The organism is Colwellia chukchiensis (assembly GCF_002104455.1).
Taxonomy (GTDB): Bacteria; Pseudomonadota; Gammaproteobacteria; order Enterobacterales; family Alteromonadaceae; genus Cognaticolwellia; species Cognaticolwellia chukchiensis.
Genome location: NZ_NBOC01000027.1, coordinates 22,665 through 39,733, shown reverse-complemented (window position 1 = coordinate 39,733; position 17,069 = coordinate 22,665). Strand labels below are relative to the sequence as shown.

15 protein-coding genes are annotated in these 17,069 nt (G+C 37.1%); 9 read left to right on the top strand and 6 right to left on the bottom strand.

What is annotated here, in order from left to right; all coding sequences use genetic code 11:
- The first annotated feature begins 103 nt into the window (after positions 1 to 103).
- The 6 genes from B6K83_RS17655 to B6K83_RS17630 all read left to right on the top strand — a co-directional run bounded on the left by B6K83_RS17655 (position 104) and on the right by B6K83_RS17630 (position 8,370).
- The gene (locus tag B6K83_RS17655) at positions 104 to 1,633 is read left to right on the top strand and encodes a tyrosine-type recombinase/integrase (protein ID WP_085286185.1); all 1,530 of its coding nucleotides are present in this window, start codon (positions 104 to 106) and stop codon (positions 1,631 to 1,633) included.
- Entirely contained in the window at positions 1,633 to 3,483 is a 1,851-nt protein-coding gene (locus B6K83_RS17650; protein ID WP_085286184.1) for a hypothetical protein, read from the top strand. Before B6K83_RS17655 ends, B6K83_RS17650 begins: the two co-directional genes overlap by 1 nt.
- On the top strand, positions 3,480 to 5,471 hold the full coding sequence (locus B6K83_RS17645; protein ID WP_085286183.1) for a hypothetical protein: 1,992 nt from the start codon (positions 3,480 to 3,482) through the stop codon (positions 5,469 to 5,471). Before B6K83_RS17650 ends, B6K83_RS17645 begins: the two co-directional genes overlap by 4 nt.
- A 1-nt stretch (position 5,472) precedes the next feature.
- The gene (locus tag B6K83_RS17640; protein ID WP_085286182.1) at positions 5,473 to 5,910 is read left to right on the top strand and encodes a hypothetical protein; all 438 of its coding nucleotides are present in this window, start codon (positions 5,473 to 5,475) and stop codon (positions 5,908 to 5,910) included.
- A gap of 40 nt (positions 5,911 to 5,950) precedes the next feature.
- Positions 5,951 to 7,201 (top strand): Y-family DNA polymerase, encoded by a 1,251-nt coding sequence (locus B6K83_RS17635; protein ID WP_085286181.1) that lies wholly within the window; start codon positions 5,951 to 5,953, stop codon positions 7,199 to 7,201.
- Between the two features lie 266 nt (positions 7,202 to 7,467).
- Positions 7,468 to 8,370: a glycine betaine ABC transporter substrate-binding protein gene (locus B6K83_RS17630; RefSeq protein WP_233144088.1), complete on the top strand. Its 903-nt coding sequence runs from the start codon at positions 7,468 to 7,470 to the stop codon at positions 8,368 to 8,370.
- On the opposite strand, the gene B6K83_RS17625 is transcribed toward B6K83_RS17630, so the two are convergent.
- Entirely contained in the window at positions 8,363 to 9,571 is a 1,209-nt protein-coding gene (locus B6K83_RS17625; protein WP_085286180.1) for an IS256 family transposase, read from the bottom strand. The genes B6K83_RS17630 and B6K83_RS17625 overlap by 8 nt on opposite strands.
- A 234-nt stretch (positions 9,572 to 9,805) precedes the next feature.
- Positions 9,806 to 10,417, bottom strand: coding sequence for a tyrosine-type recombinase/integrase (locus B6K83_RS17620; protein WP_085286179.1), 612 nt, complete (start codon positions 10,415 to 10,417; stop codon positions 9,806 to 9,808).
- Between the two features lie 207 nt (positions 10,418 to 10,624).
- Between B6K83_RS17620 and B6K83_RS17615 the strand changes: the two genes are divergently transcribed.
- Genes B6K83_RS17615 through B6K83_RS17605 form a run of 3 tightly spaced genes read left to right on the top strand, consistent with a single transcriptional unit; the run spans position 10,625 to position 12,772 of the window.
- Entirely contained in the window at positions 10,625 to 11,416 is a 792-nt protein-coding gene (locus B6K83_RS17615) for a substrate-binding periplasmic protein (protein WP_085286178.1), read from the top strand.
- Positions 11,417 to 11,446: 30 nt separating this feature from the next.
- Positions 11,447 to 11,818, top strand: coding sequence for a hypothetical protein (locus tag B6K83_RS18380; protein ID WP_085286177.1), 372 nt, complete (start codon positions 11,447 to 11,449; stop codon positions 11,816 to 11,818).
- A gap of 12 nt (positions 11,819 to 11,830) precedes the next feature.
- Positions 11,831 to 12,772: a phospholipase A gene (locus B6K83_RS17605; protein WP_085286176.1), complete on the top strand. Its 942-nt coding sequence runs from the start codon at positions 11,831 to 11,833 to the stop codon at positions 12,770 to 12,772.
- A 21-nt stretch (positions 12,773 to 12,793) separates the two neighbouring features.
- Here B6K83_RS17605 and B6K83_RS17600 read toward each other — a convergent pair whose 3' ends face one another.
- The 4 genes from B6K83_RS17600 to B6K83_RS17585 are packed head-to-tail and all read right to left on the bottom strand — an operon-like array spanning position 12,794 to position 17,069.
- Positions 12,794 to 13,960: a hypothetical protein gene (locus B6K83_RS17600; protein WP_085286175.1), complete on the bottom strand. Its 1,167-nt coding sequence runs from the start codon at positions 13,958 to 13,960 to the stop codon at positions 12,794 to 12,796.
- Complete coding sequence (locus B6K83_RS17595) at positions 13,947 to 14,639, bottom strand: ABC transporter ATP-binding protein (RefSeq protein WP_085286174.1); 693 nt, start codon at positions 14,637 to 14,639, stop codon at positions 13,947 to 13,949. The genes B6K83_RS17600 and B6K83_RS17595 overlap by 14 nt, the downstream gene beginning before the upstream one ends.
- On the bottom strand, positions 14,639 to 15,856 hold the full coding sequence (locus tag B6K83_RS17590) for an ABC transporter permease (RefSeq protein WP_085286173.1): 1,218 nt from the start codon (positions 15,854 to 15,856) through the stop codon (positions 14,639 to 14,641). Before B6K83_RS17590 ends, B6K83_RS17595 begins: the two co-directional genes overlap by 1 nt.
- Position 15,857: 1 nt before the next feature.
- Positions 15,858 to 17,069: an ABC transporter permease gene (locus B6K83_RS17585; RefSeq protein ID WP_085286172.1), complete on the bottom strand. Its 1,212-nt coding sequence runs from the start codon at positions 17,067 to 17,069 to the stop codon at positions 15,858 to 15,860.

Genomic DNA, 17,069 nt, shown 5'->3' with positions numbered 1-17,069 from the left:
AATCACCCATACACCTTTATATCCACTTTCTAACTATACACGTTTGACAAGGTGAGAATTACCCTTATTGTATCTACAGACTTAATGACTTGGATATCACCACATGGAAATCATATACGAGATCAAAACAACAGAAATAAAACCATTCACGTATAGAACCCCTCTAATAACGCCTGATGAGAATGGTGAACTATCTATTAAATATTCTCGACAACAACCCAAGCATATTAAAAAAGTTGTTTTGTTGAATTTGGTTGGTAGAAACAGTAAGGGCGATATAGTCTCTTACGAACCACTAGAACAAGTTAATCGCTTTTTACTAGCACACCATCTAAATGACAATAAGCAAGAGTCAGAACAATACAGTAAAGGCTTAGTTCACTACTTTTCATTCTTATTAGAATTACAGCGTTTGTGGGACTCTGAATACGACGAAGACCTTTACGATGAATTTATTGATCTGCCTAGACCTAGCTGGGATAAATTCCCATTTAGAAAAAGTGATAAAGCTACGTACCAATACCGAGAAGCTCTAATAAAGGCAGTACTTGAGCCTGACACCCCAAACCAAGCGATAGCCAGAACTACAGCAACTGCATATATGGGGGCTGTAGTTAAGTTTTATTCTTTCCACATCAGAAATGGCTACAAGTTTAACAATCCTCCCTTTGAGCACGAGGTTGTTTCTATACAATACCAGGGCGGCAGTAAAAGCATCGGTGCCTACCTGAGTAAAGATATACACACAACAGATCTACGGTTGAATTTTGGAAAGTCTAAACGTAATGAAGGTGGTGCACTACCATCAACCAGGCGAGATTTAAAACCCCTAACAAATAAAGAATGGCTTGCCGTAGAGGATATTCTCACTAATACACGTCGAGTTATCAAAAAGGTTGGAGGAGAAACAACCACTTCCAACTTATCAATTGAATATTGCCTGTTCTTTCTTGTCGCACGATACACAGGGCTTAGAAAGGAAGAAGTGGCTAGCCTTCACAAAGGTCAAGTGGCAAAGCCTGATGAAGATAAGAAAGCAATGAAGCTTGGTGTAGGCGGTCAATATGGCTCGTTAACAAAAACCGCTGGATCAGGCAATAAATCTAGGCAAACAATCATCCCCAACCGAATTATGCACCTTTTGTACGAATACACTAGAAGCGATAGATACAAGAAGCGTATCTCAAAATTCAAAGAACATTGTGAACTTAAGCGTCAAAAAGGCGAACTAGGATACTTTGATGGGGAGGATGGAGTAGATGACACAAAAGAGTATTTATTCATTAGCCAAACTGGTGTTCCACTTTTCACTAAGCTGCCCGAAACCAACGCCAGATGGAATGAAATCAGAGCCACTGTAAATATGTTGTCTGGGCTTAACCTAACAGCAACTATACACAATCTTAGAGCTACATTTGCGGTTTCACTTTTTAGACTCCTTTTGAGGCATGTAACTCCTGACAAGGCACTTGCTTTAGTTAGTGATTGCCTTGGACACGGTGAAGAGTCCGTAACCTTGATGTACCTTAAAATCGCTCAAGACGAACCTACAGGCGATGAAATTTATGAAGACATCCTTGAATTTATAGGTGCATTTGAAGATGCTGATATAAGTGGCATGGAGAACCAGTAATGCCAAAAGATAACCAGAACAAGAGAAAACCTCTACTTCCAGAAAGAAGCCTAATAAAAGGCAAGGCCGAAGTTAAAACCTTACATTTAGCCGACATGGTTATATCTTCAAACGGCAACAATCTTCGTTTTGAAAGATTTGCTTTTAAGTCCTGTCCAGCGTTATTTCAAGGCACAAGAAGGATAGAAACTAGTCAGTTCACTGACATGAAACGAAGCAGTTTTGTGCGCCAAATATACTCTTTGCTAAGTGAGAACGTCACATCTACTACATCCTCTAGATATGAAACGCTAATACAATACGTGAGATGGGTGGATGATAGTAACGAGACTGAATTAATCGATGAAGACATGTTTCACTGGGAACTAATTGATGGATTCATGGCATGGTGTGGGACGCAAAACAGTAACGGATTACTTTCTCGCCCCGTCTGGGGGAGGTACAGAACAAATATTTCATGGGTTTTAAAGCGATTGAATAGAAAGCAGGATGCCAAAAGACTACCTAAAGTAACAAATGTTTTAGGGCACACGACCCCCCACAAAAGCCTTGATATTGAGAGAGAATTAAAACCAATCACAAAAAGATTATTTAACTCGTACTTTAAGCTTTTGGAACACTATAACGCTGGCACAATGCCAGACAAACATCCACTTTATGATAAAGAATTGCTAGAACAAATAGCCAAAGAAAAAGGGATGACAGGCAGTGAAAGAGTTAGTCATTTTGCTGCGTTCTCCAGAGTAGTACAGCCCAACCTTGGGCATAAAAACAACCCAATCACAAAAATAGCAATGATGCTGTGCTATTTGTTTACGGGAATGAACACAACGCCTTTAGCTAAGATGAAAATTTCAGACGTTAATTTCAAAGAGGTGCAGGGTGGAAAATACATTCTGGATTCCGTGAAAGGTAGAGCCCGTCACCAAGAGCAAGATAACGCGCTTGGTTTCAGTAAACACGCAAAGGACTTCATTGAAAGCTGGCTAAATGTTGCTAAAGACATGTCAAATGGGGATGGCAATAGCCTTCTCTTCCCCTACTATAGTAAAGATGGTCAGATAAAGTCTTACACTGAAATAAATCGCTCCCCCCACCAAAGTATCAACACACTATTGCCCAGACTGGGCTTCCCTAAAATAACCCCTTCAATACTCAGAAAAACAAAAATGGACACTCTGTTTCAAGCAACAGAGTCAATTTATCTTGTTGCAATGTCGGCAAACAACAGCATTAAAGCTGTTTCATCAAAGTATTTACATGGCACACCTGGTGAGCACGAAAAGAAATTAAATGCGGCACTGGATGCTAAATTTTCCAACGCTAAAGGAGTTGATATCAACACCGCAGTTGAAGAAGCCAAACACAAACATTCAAACATTCTTGACCATTATGAGTATGAAGCGCTGCGAGAAGGTTCTAACAGGTCTAATGAATCAAGAACACCCACAGGGATACGTTGTAATGATAATAAACAAGGAGCTGTAAAAACTATAAACAAAATGCTGGAGCGTATCGGAGTTGAAATGAATTCTGATGAAGAAGCTTGCACCAGCTTTCTTGACTGTTTTGAGTGTGAGCACCATTCATTGGTCTCTGATGTAACAGATATATGGCTAATGATGTCATTCAAGGAAACATTACAAGAGCTTGAAGTAACACCCGCAATTAACTCAATGCCACCTACGAAAATGAATACATTATTAAGCACTATTGAAACTATTCTAAGAGGATTTAGAGATAAATCTCCAGAAAATTATAAGCAAGCCTCTGAACTACAAAAACAAACATCACACCCCTTGTATTCGAATGTCTACAGCCTAAATGACCTGCATGAGGTGTTTTCATGATCTCAGTAGTAAAAAATAATTTAGCTTCAGTACCAGATTATGGCGAAAACATGCCTGTAAGCAGGTATAGCGATGGTAGTGTTGAAAGCTACATTTTTGATAAAACGTGGCAGTTTAGCGGCGCGATTCAGGCAGGAGTCGGTATTCCAACAGATGTCTCTTTTTCACAGATTGACTTGAGATACCGAAAGTACATTCAGTCCACACTTGCATACATCATGGATGAATTTAAGCAAAAGAACAAAACGCATCCCACTATCGGACAACTTCAACACTGGAAGAATGGGCTGAAATTTATTGCTCAAAGCCTTGGTGAGTGCAACTGGAACCTTCTATCAGATGACAGAATGTTCATGCAATTCAAAAGATCTTTCAGTGAGATAGTCTCTGAAAGAGGCCTTTCTCAAACATTAATCAACAACGTTGTGACTACTCTAGGCCTGCTAAATAGCCTTAACTTGTGCCATCGGATTGTAACGATAGAAAGCTTAAACATACAAAGCATAAGACCTGTCAAACAACACATTGCAATTCCAACGAATATCTACCAACAAATACTTAATGATGCTGTCTCAACAGTCGAGTCTTTGCACCCCTATCGTCATGAAATATCCGCTCTTATGAGCCGAGTGCAGACTGTATATGACGAAGAAAAAAATCGAAAAGACAGATCTTCTTCTCCAGGCCAGATAAACGACAGGACTCGCACTAGAATTCGGAAAATAGTTCATAACATTCCTGATTTCAAGCTTACTCGCGACGGCACAAACATTTCTAATATCCTGACTCCCTGTGCGATAGTTTTACTGGCATTTAGCGGTGTTAGAGTTGGAGAGTTAAAGAGCTTTACTAAAGAAAGTTACGAAGAAAGAAAAGGAGCAAACGGCGACAACATAAGCTTTTTGAAAGGTGAAACTACTAAAACCGTCGATGGCATTCCTAAAAAAGAAGTATGGCAAACACACAGCATATCTAAAGATGCACTTGAGTTAGCCTATGACTGCACAGCATATCTTCGCGCAACCTACATAGATGATGTGAACAAGCAATACACTGAAAACAAGATCAGTTTAGATGAGTACAAAAAAACCTTACGGGTGCTTGAGGCTGTATTTCTGCCAGTAACACTAGAAGGCACTAAAAAGACCAACTACAGTTCAACGGCTGCACGCTCAAAAAACCTCAAGTCTTATTTGGTACAACTAAATATTAAAGCAACAAAAGAAGATGTTGATTCATTCAATACCCTCAACCCTTCATGGCACGGAGAACTCAAAGAAGGGAGCTTTTTACCTAAGGTCAGTGCTCATGACTTTAGACGTTCATTCGCAGTATTCTTTAGGCGTTATGGATTCGGAACAACGTCAACCATCAAGTTTCAGTACAAACACAAAAACATAAACATGTCCGATTATTACGGCAAAAACGCCCAACTTCAGCACTTCGAAGATGTCTTGTTAGACTCTGACTTAGTCCAACTATTGCATGAGGAAGGGGTTAACTTTGGAGTCGATATGTTTGATGAAATATACAACGATTCTGAAACGCTAAGTGGGTCAGGTGGAGAGCGAATAGCCAAGGACAAGTTTGAAAAACTGCGCTCTGGTGACAGAGTTTATATGACAAGGGCTGAAATTGAGTCCCTAGTTCGCAATGGCACACTTTCTATTGTAAAGCTACCTACAGGCGGATACTGCACAAATTCATCTTGCAGTAGGGTGTGTGGTATTGGCGAGTTCTCCGCTGAAATTAAACCATGCGAACATCAGATAATCACAGACAAGGAAGCCAAAAGAATTCAGCGTCAAAATATGCGACTAATAAAAACATTTCGAGATTTAAATAATGGCGACCCTATGATGAACAGCATATTAATCGGAGCTAAGCAAAAGATAAAAAGAAACGAGTCGTTGATTATCAATCATGGAATTAAAGTCACAGCCTTTGAGGATAATATCAAAGGCACAATCGCAATTAGTGGAGGTTAGCATGAGCAATTCAGGAAAAGCATTAGCGAGGTTGCGAGCAGCTTTAGATCGCCTAATGTCGGGAAAGCCACAAAATGTTTCACCGTCAGGTAAATTAACCCTTAATAAAATAAATAACGAAGCTGGCCTTGGGAACAGTTACATACACAAATTCAAAGATTTTATTGAAAATGAAGCAAACCCAGCCATTGAGTCCTTTAACGCTAATTACGATCCCGTCAAAGCGAAACTATTACAAAATAAGCAAAATCTAACTGAGAAAGAAAAGCATAAAGCCAGATTGAAGAAAGAAATCAAACTTAAAGAGCAATACCGCCAAGAGCGAGATGACCTGAAAACTATAAACAAAGAATTAGAAACACAAGTTAGTACGTTGACGTTCAGACTGTATGAATTACAAGAACAACTTAATCTACAAAATGTTGTGAAACTCTCTTAATAACCATTACCGAATGAGGCCTTAAGTATAGGAGTGTTAATTGTTTGCATTGATTGATGGGATTAGTTTTTACGCTAGCTGTGAGCAAGTGTTTAGACCAGATTTACGTTTGTCAGGATGCTGTGTTTTATCAAACAATGACGGAGCTGTGGTAGCGCTAAATCGTAGAGCTAAAGAGCTTGGAGTTAAAAAGTTCGAACCATACTTTAAGCAAAAAAACATAATAGAAAAGAACAATATTCACGTGTTCTCCAGCAACTATGAGCTTTATGGAGACATGTCTGCCAGGATGATGTCTATCATCGAAGAGTATGGTGATAGACACTTTGTATATTCAATTGATGAAAGCTTTATTTTTAAATCAAATGTTACAGATTGGTTCAGCTATGCACGAAATATCCGCAGAAGAATCTGGAAGGAGTTAAGGTTGCCTGTCGGTGTAGGTGTGGGCTCCAACCTAACATTATGTAAGCTTGCCAACCATTGCGCCAAAAAGGTAGATGGTTATAGAGGTATAGCTATAATTGACGACGAACACTCTAGAAAAACTATGCTAGAAAAGTGCAGTGTTGAGGACGTTTGGGGAATCGGAAGAAGACTGAGCGAAAAGTTCAAGGCGTTAGGAGTTAATACCGCTTTTGAATTAAGCCTCTATCCACCTAAACTCGCTCGACAGCACTTCAATGTAAATGTTGAAAGAACGATAAGAGAGCTAAATGGTGAACAGTGCCTATCATGGGACGATAATGTAGAAAAGAAAAAGCAGATTTTCTCAACGAGGTCATTCGGTCAGAAAATTACTTGTAAAGAAGAGCTTAAACAGGCGCTAATAAATCACGGGGTTAACGTTGCCCAAAAAGCTAGGAAGCAAAACTCTCACATAAAACAATTGCTGCTGTTCGCAAGTTCTTGCCCTTTCGATCAACAGCAAGTACATTTTAAAGCTTCAACTACAATATCATTGCCTGAACCTCTAAACGACCCTACGTTAATATCCAAAGAGGTTAGTGGTGCTATTGATAAAATATACAAACAGAACGTTGTCTATAAAAAATGTGGCGTTGGCGCTGTTGAATTAGTTGATTCTAACAACATGCAACTTGATCTACTTTCACCAGATCCAAACAATCAAATTCTTACAAACACATTGGATTCTATAAATAGCCGTTTTGGGAAGGATACAGTAAAAATTGGCAGCCAGGGTGTAGACAAAACTTGGGAAATGAAAAGGGAGTTCCTATCCCCAGCATACACAACAAGATGGAAAGACATTCCTAAGATTAAATGTTAGCCAATAACATTAAGTTAACAGCCGAAGTGTAGATGCTCATATCTTACAGTTTGGATGAATTGGATTTAGGCTTAATGTGACAGGCTGCTATGAGCGAAGTGCGGACGTTCAATTAAAGCTTAACTAGTAATTCTTATAAACCTTTTAAATCAACGTCGCTCAAATCTAGTGAAAGGCTCATAAGCCTCCATCACAATCAAAATTAATAGTGGAAAGTGTCGTATAATTAAACGAATAAGCACTGAGTTTTTAAGCAACATAGGTTAATGATGAAGATAGTATTTGGTTTATTTTTAATCGTCTTGGCTTGTTTCCGCTGTTATTCATTTTCACAAGAACAAATCTCAATACCGTTGAATGAATGGTCAAGTCAGCGAGTAGTATCTAGAGCTTTAGGGAAAATTATTGGTGACTCTGGTATTCCAGTTGAATACATTGAGATCAGTGTTGAAGATCAATGGGGTGCTTTGAAACGTGGTAAAATTCATTTCCAAATAGAAGTATGGGAACCCTCGATGAAGCAGCCATTTGACAACCTTGTTGCTAAAAACGAAATAATTGAAATGGGTACTCATGAAGCAACCGTAATCGAAGACTGGTGGTATCCCAATTATGTAAAGAAATATTGTCCCACATTGCCAAAGTGGACGGCACTGAACCAATGTATAGCGTTATTCAAGAAAAAACCAACGGATTCAAAAGGGGTATATTATGGCGGTCCGTGGGGGTACGGTGATGCAGATATTATCCGTGCTTTGAACATTAATTTTGAGATTAATCGTTTAGCGAATGGCATGGAGCTATGGAAACAATTGGAACTAGCAAGAGAAAAGGAGCAACCTATAGTCTTGTTAAACTGGAGTCCAAATTGGACTGATAAATTTGCACAGGGTACGTTTATTCAATTCCCAGAATATGAAGAGCAATGTGAAATAAATCCGGATTGGGGACTAAATAAAGAGTATATTAAGGACTGTGGAAATCAAAAGCACGGCTGGCTAAAAAAAGCAGCTTCACATGCACTCAAACAAAATTATCATTGTGTTTTTCAGTTTATTGAACAGGTTAATTTAACTAAAGAAATGATTGTAGATGCTTCTTCTTTGGTTGTCGTAGATAAATTAAATGGACCCTGTAACGTATTTTGTGTAACTGCCAAGTTTAAATAACATCTTTCAAACGGTCTTCAAATTCGATCATAAATCGATTCAAGGCCGTTTTCCAGTTTCTTATCGGCATCGTCCACTTTTTAGATGCTTGCTCAATCGCCAAGTAGATAACTTTTTTGGCCGAGTCATCATGCGGAAACAGCTTCCTTTTTTTGATGGCCTTACGGATAACGCTGTTCAATGATTCTATCGCATTGGTGGTGTATATAGCTTTGCGGATATCCTCAGGATAGTTAAACAGTGTGCTGACATTCTGCCAATTGTTGCGCCATGAACGCGATATATTGGGATACTTACCGTCCCATCGCTGCTCAAATTGGTCTAGTGACATCAACGCATCCTCTTCAGTAATTGATTGATATATTCGTTTCAAATCACTCGTGATGGCTTTGTAGTCTTTCCAGGGGACGAACTTCAGTGAATTACGCACCATGTGCACGATACAGAGCTGAATTTGTGTGTCAGGGTAAACGGTATTAATTGCATCAGGAAAGCCTTTAAGGCCATCAACACAAGCGATGAGAATATCTTTTACCCCGCGATTTTGAAGCTCTGTTAGGACATTAAGCCAGAATTTAGCGCCTTCATTTTCTGATATCCACATACCGAGTAGTTCTTTATGGCCTTCAACATTAACACCAAGCGCAAGATAAACCGCTTTGTTGATGACTTTCTTGTCCTGCCTGATTTTAACGACTAAACAATCTAGGTAAACGATGGGATAAACAGCATCTAGTGGTCTAGCTTGCCATTCAACCACTTGCTCAATAACCGCATTCGTCACACGAGAGATTAGTGTCGGAGATACATCAGCATCGTACATTTCTTTGAAGGTAGCAACGATGTCACGCGTGGTCATTCCCTTGGAATACAGATATAAAATCTTGTCATCCATCGAGGTGAAACGAGTTTGATTCTTCTTAACTAGCTGAGGCTCAAAGCTTGAGTCTCTATCACGCGGGGCATCTAAATCAACTTCACCATCTTCAGTTCGTATAGTTTTAGATGAATAGCCGTTACGGTAATTATCTTTGTTGGATTGTTCATGGCGGGAGTAGCCAAGGTGTTCGTCTAGTTCAGCATTGAGTGCTGCTTCAACAGTCACCTTGGTTAACATTTTTCGAAAATCAGTTAAGTCAGCTTCGGACTTAATTGATTTAGCGGCTTGCTTAGCAAATGATTCTAGTTCTTTCTTGTTCATAGTCTGCCTATCCTCAACCCTATATGGGGATTAATAATAAGCAGTTACACAGATTTAGTTACAGGGTCATTAAATGAAGAAGCTGCTGCGCAGCGCTGGATTGAAACTTATTTATCTGAAATAAAAAGTTGGCGTTTAAATACCTGCTTATAGACGTTTAACATTATCTCCCCTATATCAACTATCTTCAAATGTCGCTTGTTGGCACGAGGCAGATTATCTGCCTCTGATAATTTAAACTTCAATAGACTCCGAAATTTCCAAAGCATCATCAACTTCAATACCTAAGTACCTTACAGTGCTTTCTAATTTTTTATGACCAAGAAGCAACTGAACTACTCTTAGGTTCTTCGTTTTTTGGTAAATTAAATAAGCTTTTGTTCTTCTCATCGAGTGGGTGCTGTAAAGCGAGTAATCAAGACCTAATTTTTCAATCCAGCCCCGGAAAATACGATTATATTGCCGAGTGGTAATATGGTCTGAATTATGAATTCTAGATTTAAAAAGAAAATCACTAGGCTTTAATTTTGCTTTGTGTATCCATCTCTGGATTGATTCTCTCGTCCCTTTAGTGATTTCAAACTGTACAGGGGTATTGGTCTTTTGTTGGATAATATGTGCTCTAGGTGAAACTGATTGCCCATAAGCCACATCAGATACTCTTAATTTTACTAAATCACAGCCTCTTAACTTACTATCTAAAGCTAAATTAAAAAGTGCTAGATCACGAGTTTTATCTTCTAGTTCAAGCCGAATTCGTATTCCCCATATGTGAGAAACCTTAAGTGGCTTACGTTGACCTATTAATTTTCCTTTATTCCATGGTGATGTACTTAACTTATTCATATTAATCTCCTAGCTTGTTAGGAGACTTAAGTATGGTTATCAGTTAAGAGCGATTTCGAGACGGTCGTCATACGTCTAAATTGAACCTACAATTCCACAAAGCAGACGTTAACCTTTATCAAATAAGTTTTTTGTTCTCATGTTTCTATATTGAATCATGTGCTGCTAGAATTGTATTAGATACCGCAATAGGTGATAGATTTTAGTGTGTTAAAAAATATTTGGGGCGATATGGCTGCGAGTAATATGACTATCTTCCGTGGCACTTTAATCTTATTGACTGTGTTCTTGTGCCTTATTACAAGTGTTAATGCCAAGGAGAGAGTGTCCCTATACACATATTTCGATAAAGCGCCTTTTATTATTGATAAGGATAATAAGCGCGGCCTCAGTTTTGATTTAGCTCGAAAGTTGACGGAGCACTCCTCTCTTTTCAGGTTTGAAGTGGTTTACTTACCTAAACAAAGGGCGATAGAGAGACTTGATAAACGGGGTGCGATGTTATGGATAAACCCTCTATGGGTAGGAGATAAATCCCAAACAAAATATGACTGGATTAGCGATATAATCAACGACAGTGAATTATATGTTAGTCCTGACAGCGAACTTAAATATAAAGGTATTGAGTCACTTTATAATAAAACTATGGTTGGGGTCAGAGGTTACAATTACGTTAATTTGGATGATGCGGTGGCTCAAGGAAAGATCCGTCGATTTGATGTAACTCAGGAAAGTTTAATAGTTGATTTTCTAATGAAGAAACGCGCTGATTTTGGTGTTATTGGCGCTCAAACCTTTGCCTATTTTCAACGTAACTTAGTCAGTACGGGGTCTAAATTACATATAGTTAGTGGTTATCATAATCCATTTACTCGCAGAATTTTGGTTTCTAAAGCGGATGCTAGGTTAAAGCAGGAGTTGCAGAGCTGGTTTGCAACAACAGAGTGGCAATCGTTACAGCAAAAGTGGTTGGACATTTCAATTAACCAAACGCCGTAGAAGTGACAAACTAACACTATTTTTAATGTTTTGAAAGAACTGGTAATAATAAATGGGGTTAAAAATCTTAAGCCACAGGTTATAAATCTTCTTAGTTCTTTAGTAATACCTGTGATGATTCATCCTCGGGATTCACGAGGAACGATTATTTTCAATGAAAACAAATTGGCTGTACCAAAGTTTATGGCCCAAATAATGTACTCGGGTGAGATAGATAAATTAACTAATTTATCTTTTATTCTTACACATACTTCTGGAATACACCGAGACCTCATTGATTCAATGGGTATGTTGTTTTATTTGCGAAAAGATGGATGGAAAATGGTTCGGTTTATTTTTGACTATTTTTTTAGACGAAAATTGAAAGGAGAAGCCATTTTGAATGATGCCATTTGGGATTGATACAGATTTTATATGATCGTTAAAAAAATAAAAGTCTATCCTTATAGAGAAAAAAACTGTTTTCTTAATTTAACAAGAATCTTTCTTAAGTTTTCCCTTATCTTTATAGTGTTTTTTAAAATGGCTTCAAGTAAAGCTGAGATTCATTTTAATGAATTGAAAGATGAATATAATAAGCTTTTAGAAAAAAAATACGTACTTTTACCACATAAAGGAACTTATCTGTTGCCTTTTTCTCATAATGATAATCCAAACTCGAATACATTTAAAACGATCGAAGATGAAAATAAAGACCGAGGAACTTTTTATGAAAGAACGGAGACAGAATTTCAAATAAGCTTTTTAATTTTAACAAATAAAAATATTTTTAATACTAATTTCAATACATTCATTGGCTATACACATCGGGCTTATTGGCAAGTTTACAATAAAGATTGGTCTAGGCCTTTTAGGGAAACTAACTATATGCCGGAAATATTTGCCAGATATGTTTTTGATAAGCCACCAAAAATATTAAATGCACATTATATTGGATACGATATTGGTTTTGTTCATCAGTCAAATGGTCAGGTTCAAGAGCTATCTAGAAGTTGGAATAGAATTTTTAGTAGGTTCACATTTTTAGCGGGAAGTACATTTTTTAATTTTACTTTGTGGTATCGTCTTCCTGAATCAAAAGATGAAAATGAAAATCCGTATATGTATAAATATAGGGGGTATGGAGAAATAGATATGAGGCACGAATTTGGAGAATTAGATTTACGACTGAGAATCTTGCCAGGGACAGAGCATATAAGTGGAGAATTTGCTTTGAGTTACCCGTGGAAAGAAGGCATTAGATTTTACAGTAAAATCTCTTATGGCTATGGTATTTCTCTTCAAGACTACGACCATGAAAGTAGAAGAATAGGCCTAGGACTTATTCTATCTGATCCTATTTCTAGTACAGATTGATTTAGTAGTTCTGTAAATAGACTAAAAATAATACCTGATTCTAGTGAAAATGGTAGAAGGAACAGAACCAAACTCTGATTCTAAAATTTGAGTATTATCAGATGTTTTACCCAGCGTAATAAAAGAGCCTAAGTTGAAATAGAAATTTTCCTTTGCATTCCATTCCCATGACAAATTGAGGAATAGTGATTTGTCATCAAAGTTAGTCATAATGATAGGATCAAGTCTATGTAAAGGTGTTATCTGAATTGAGCTTCCGGCGTTTAGATAGTTTTTTCCGAGTAAAAAAACACCTCCTTTTTGATACGCAAAATTATTTTGTAAATTATAATACTCAGAAGGACTGGTTTCTCCAGCTCCATTATAGTGATATTCAATAAACATTGAGGTATCAGGTGTAATCTGTCGTTCTCCACCTAACACTGATCGAAAATATCCACTTTCATTTTTAGGATCAACCCAGGCATTTTCAAACCATATACTTGCACCAAGAAGTGATGTTTCTAAATCAAGTCCTACCATGTGGGCTTCTTGAAAAACTGCGACCATTGGCTTAATTTCGTATTTATCCACGGAGAATTTTATCAACCCGTATGCTGCTGAATTTTTCCTGTCAGCGTTCTCACCTAAAACCACACCAACATCGTATTGTCCCATTTCTCCAAGTTGATGACGAAAGCGGAAAGCATCAACGCCATTTCTAACCTCAGTGTCGATGGCCGTAAAGCTGAATGGTGTAAAAATGTCAGTTGGGTTAACTGTTTTGGCACTACCAAATGCTAATTGTTGCCTACCAAAAACTACACTTGAAGTATCTCCATTCCAAGTAACGGTAGCTCGATCAAAATTATGATTTAAGTAATAGTTGTCATTTTTCTTAATCACAGTTGAGTTAAAATCATCAATTCTGTAAACACGTTTTTGATTATCATAGTTTCTTAACACCTCAGAAGAGTTTACATTGCTGTAAATCTGAATGACTTGATAAGAACCCTCAAGAGTAATGTTATCATTTATAGGGCTTAAAATTGAAACCCTGTTTACTTGAAATATTTCATTATTTGGCTCAGAATCAAACTTGCTCTGATAATTCAAATAGTTTAATTTTATAAACCCACTAATATCTGTCTCTGCATAAACAGTATTTGAGATAAAATAAATCAAACAAATAACACTACTTAGTTTCATCGCTTACAATCTGACCATCTTTTAGAGTAATTAATCTCTTTGCCTTTTTCATAATGATAGGGTCGTGGGTTGAGAAAATAAAAGTTGTTCCAAATTTTTCATTCAATTCAAGCATCATATCAATAAGGTCTGTGCCTGTTTTAGAATCGAGATTTGCAGTTGGTTCGTCCGCAATAACAATATCAGGATTTGAAACCATTGCTCTGGCCACGGCCACTCGTTGCTGTTGACCACCACTCAATTGTGAAGGATAACGATTTTCCTTCCCTTCGAGACCCACACTTTTTAAATATTGTGAAACCTTACGATCTCGTTCATCTTTGTCTATATTCTGCAAAGTCATAACATATTCAACATTCTCTTTAACCGTTAATACTGGAATTAGATTGTAGGATTGAAAGATAAAACCAATATGGTCTCTTCTAAAATTTGATAACTCATTACCCGACATCTTATCAATTTCCTTATTTGATAGAAAAACGTGACCAGATGACGGAGTATCAAACCCACTCATAACATTTAAAAGAGTTGACTTTCCAGAGCCAGAAGGCCCAACAAATGCGGTAAATTCACCCCGATGAATTTCTAACTTAACATTTTTGAGTGCATTTACTTTTGTTTCCTCAGTCTCTCCAAATATTTTAGTTACATTTTTAACATCAAATATTATTTCATCCATTATAGGCTCCTTTTCATCGCTTCACTCATCTTTATACGACTGGCGTGTATTGCTGGATAAAATCCAACAATAAGAGTGAAAATAAATGTTGCTATCGGAAAAATGACAAATTGTGAGTATGTGAAAACAAAATAGATAGGCTCCTTAAAAGTAACCTGGGCAAGATCAATTCCCGTAAAATCAACGCCCCAAATTTTTAATGGAATAGCAATAAAAAGAGCTATTATTATACCTGCAATAATACTTACTAAGGAGAGTGAACCAGCTTCAGATACAATCATCAAAATAATCTCTCGTCCTTTTGTGCCTAATGCTCTAAGAACTGAAAACTCAAACATTCGCTCATAGAGGGCCATAAAAAGAGTATTAATAATTCCAAGAGCAACCAAAACAATCAGAATCATTGCAATGAGTCCTTTAAGCTGATCGACAAGGCTCATCATCCCGACAAAGCTAGAAACAATATTTTCCCAACTTTCTCCTAAATTTCCTGTCACATTAATCTTCTCCCAAAGTGAACTATGATCTTTCTGTTTTTGGCTAATATTTTTAAATTTCACTGCGATTTCATGGATATTATCTTCGATACCTAAAAGCCTTTGCCCTCTTGAAATATGGATGAATGCTGATTTTTCATCCATTTCTTTTGATCCGGCTTTAATAATTCCTGTAATACGGAAAAGCTCCTGGGAAATTTCACCAGACTTGGCTTTCGCCACCGTCACAACAACTTTATCACCCAATCTTACTGAAAGTCGTTTTTGTAAGGTGTCTCCAATAACAAGTGAGTTTTCATTGCTTACAAAATCTCCTTCAATTATTTGTTTATTAATATTGGAGACTAAAATTTCTTTATCAGGCTCAATACCGTATAGAGACACATTTTTCATGGCCCTTGGAGAAGAAATCATGGCAAATGAAATTGTTCGTTGTGAATAGGCCTTTACGTCAACGTCTGAATCTAATATTTCTTTTACTTTAGAAATATTTTGAATTTGATCTTCTATTTTCATAGAGTCACGAAATTTCGGATGATGAATTTGTCCTTCACCAACTAAGCTATTGGTGATAATTTTTATCATATTTTCATTCATTCCAGATAAAAAGCCATCAGTTATTATCATTGCCGCCAGTCCGAGACCAATAATAATGCTTGTTAGTAATGACCTTCTTTTGTTTCTAAAAATATTACGATATCCTATTTTAATGAACATCATATCAAATCTCCCTCAAGGCTTCTGAAACTCCGATTTTGGAAGACTTAATTCCTGGGTATAGAGTCGCTAGTAATGTTGTTAAAATAATAAGCAATGTTGGATAAAGGTAACTATCGAGCGAAATTTGTGCCCTTAATTCTGAGATTGTCGTTCCTGCAACTGGGATGGGCTCGGAAAAAACAATTCCATTTTTCGTTAGGTAATAGTTAAGACTCAGGGAAAAAATTAGTCCAACGGCTGTGCAAATAAGTGAAAGAAAAATTCCTTCCATTAGTATTAAACTAAATAGCTGTTTTGGAAGAGTACCAAGTGCTTTTAAAACTCCAAACTCTCTAGTTCTTTCAAGAGTGGACATAAGGATGGTATTTAATATTCCAACGCCAACCATTAATATTAAAATAAAGATACTAATATTATTTGCTCTTTGATCGGCGTTCATAGCTCGATAAAAGTCAGATTCGACAATTTGCCAAGGGCGAGCAATTAAATTTTTATCCGTGAAATGAAGATTTTGGGCAAAGTTTCTTGCCTTATTGAAATCTTTTAAATGAATTGAAAGTTCGTGGACTCGACCATATAAAGTGTAAAATTCTGCTGCTGTTTTTAATGGTAAATAAACGCGATAGTCATCTTTTCCTTCTTGCTCTGTCCCAATGATTCCGACTATTTTAAAAATATCATTTGCAATGGAACCATCGGCCCCTTGAGAAATCAGAACAATATCTTCTCCAATTTTTGCACTTAAAATTTTTGCAATTTTTTTTCCAATTATGGCCTTATAATTTGTATCGTCTTTGTCAAATGGTATGCCTTCAAATATTCTCTTATCATAGTGGGTTGCATCCATTTCCCTTTTAGGATCAATTCCCACAATCTCGGCCCCAAATGTTTTATTTTTTGAATATAGCAATGCTTCGCTATATATCCTTGGCGCAACAATACGAACTAAGTCATTTTTTTCAATTTCATTTATTCTATCATTGTAATGAGCGATAGTTTTTTGAAGAGAAGGGTTTTCAACAAAATCATTGTTAGCAACCTGGACATGGCCGGTATATTGTTCAGTGAACGCTGAGATAATTTGACCGTAAGAACCATTAACAAGAGCTAAACTCATCGAAATAAATGTATACCCACCAATCATCATCAGGGATGTCAGCAGAGTTCTTCGTTTATTCCTCAACAGATTTCTAAATGCCATTTTAAAAAGCAT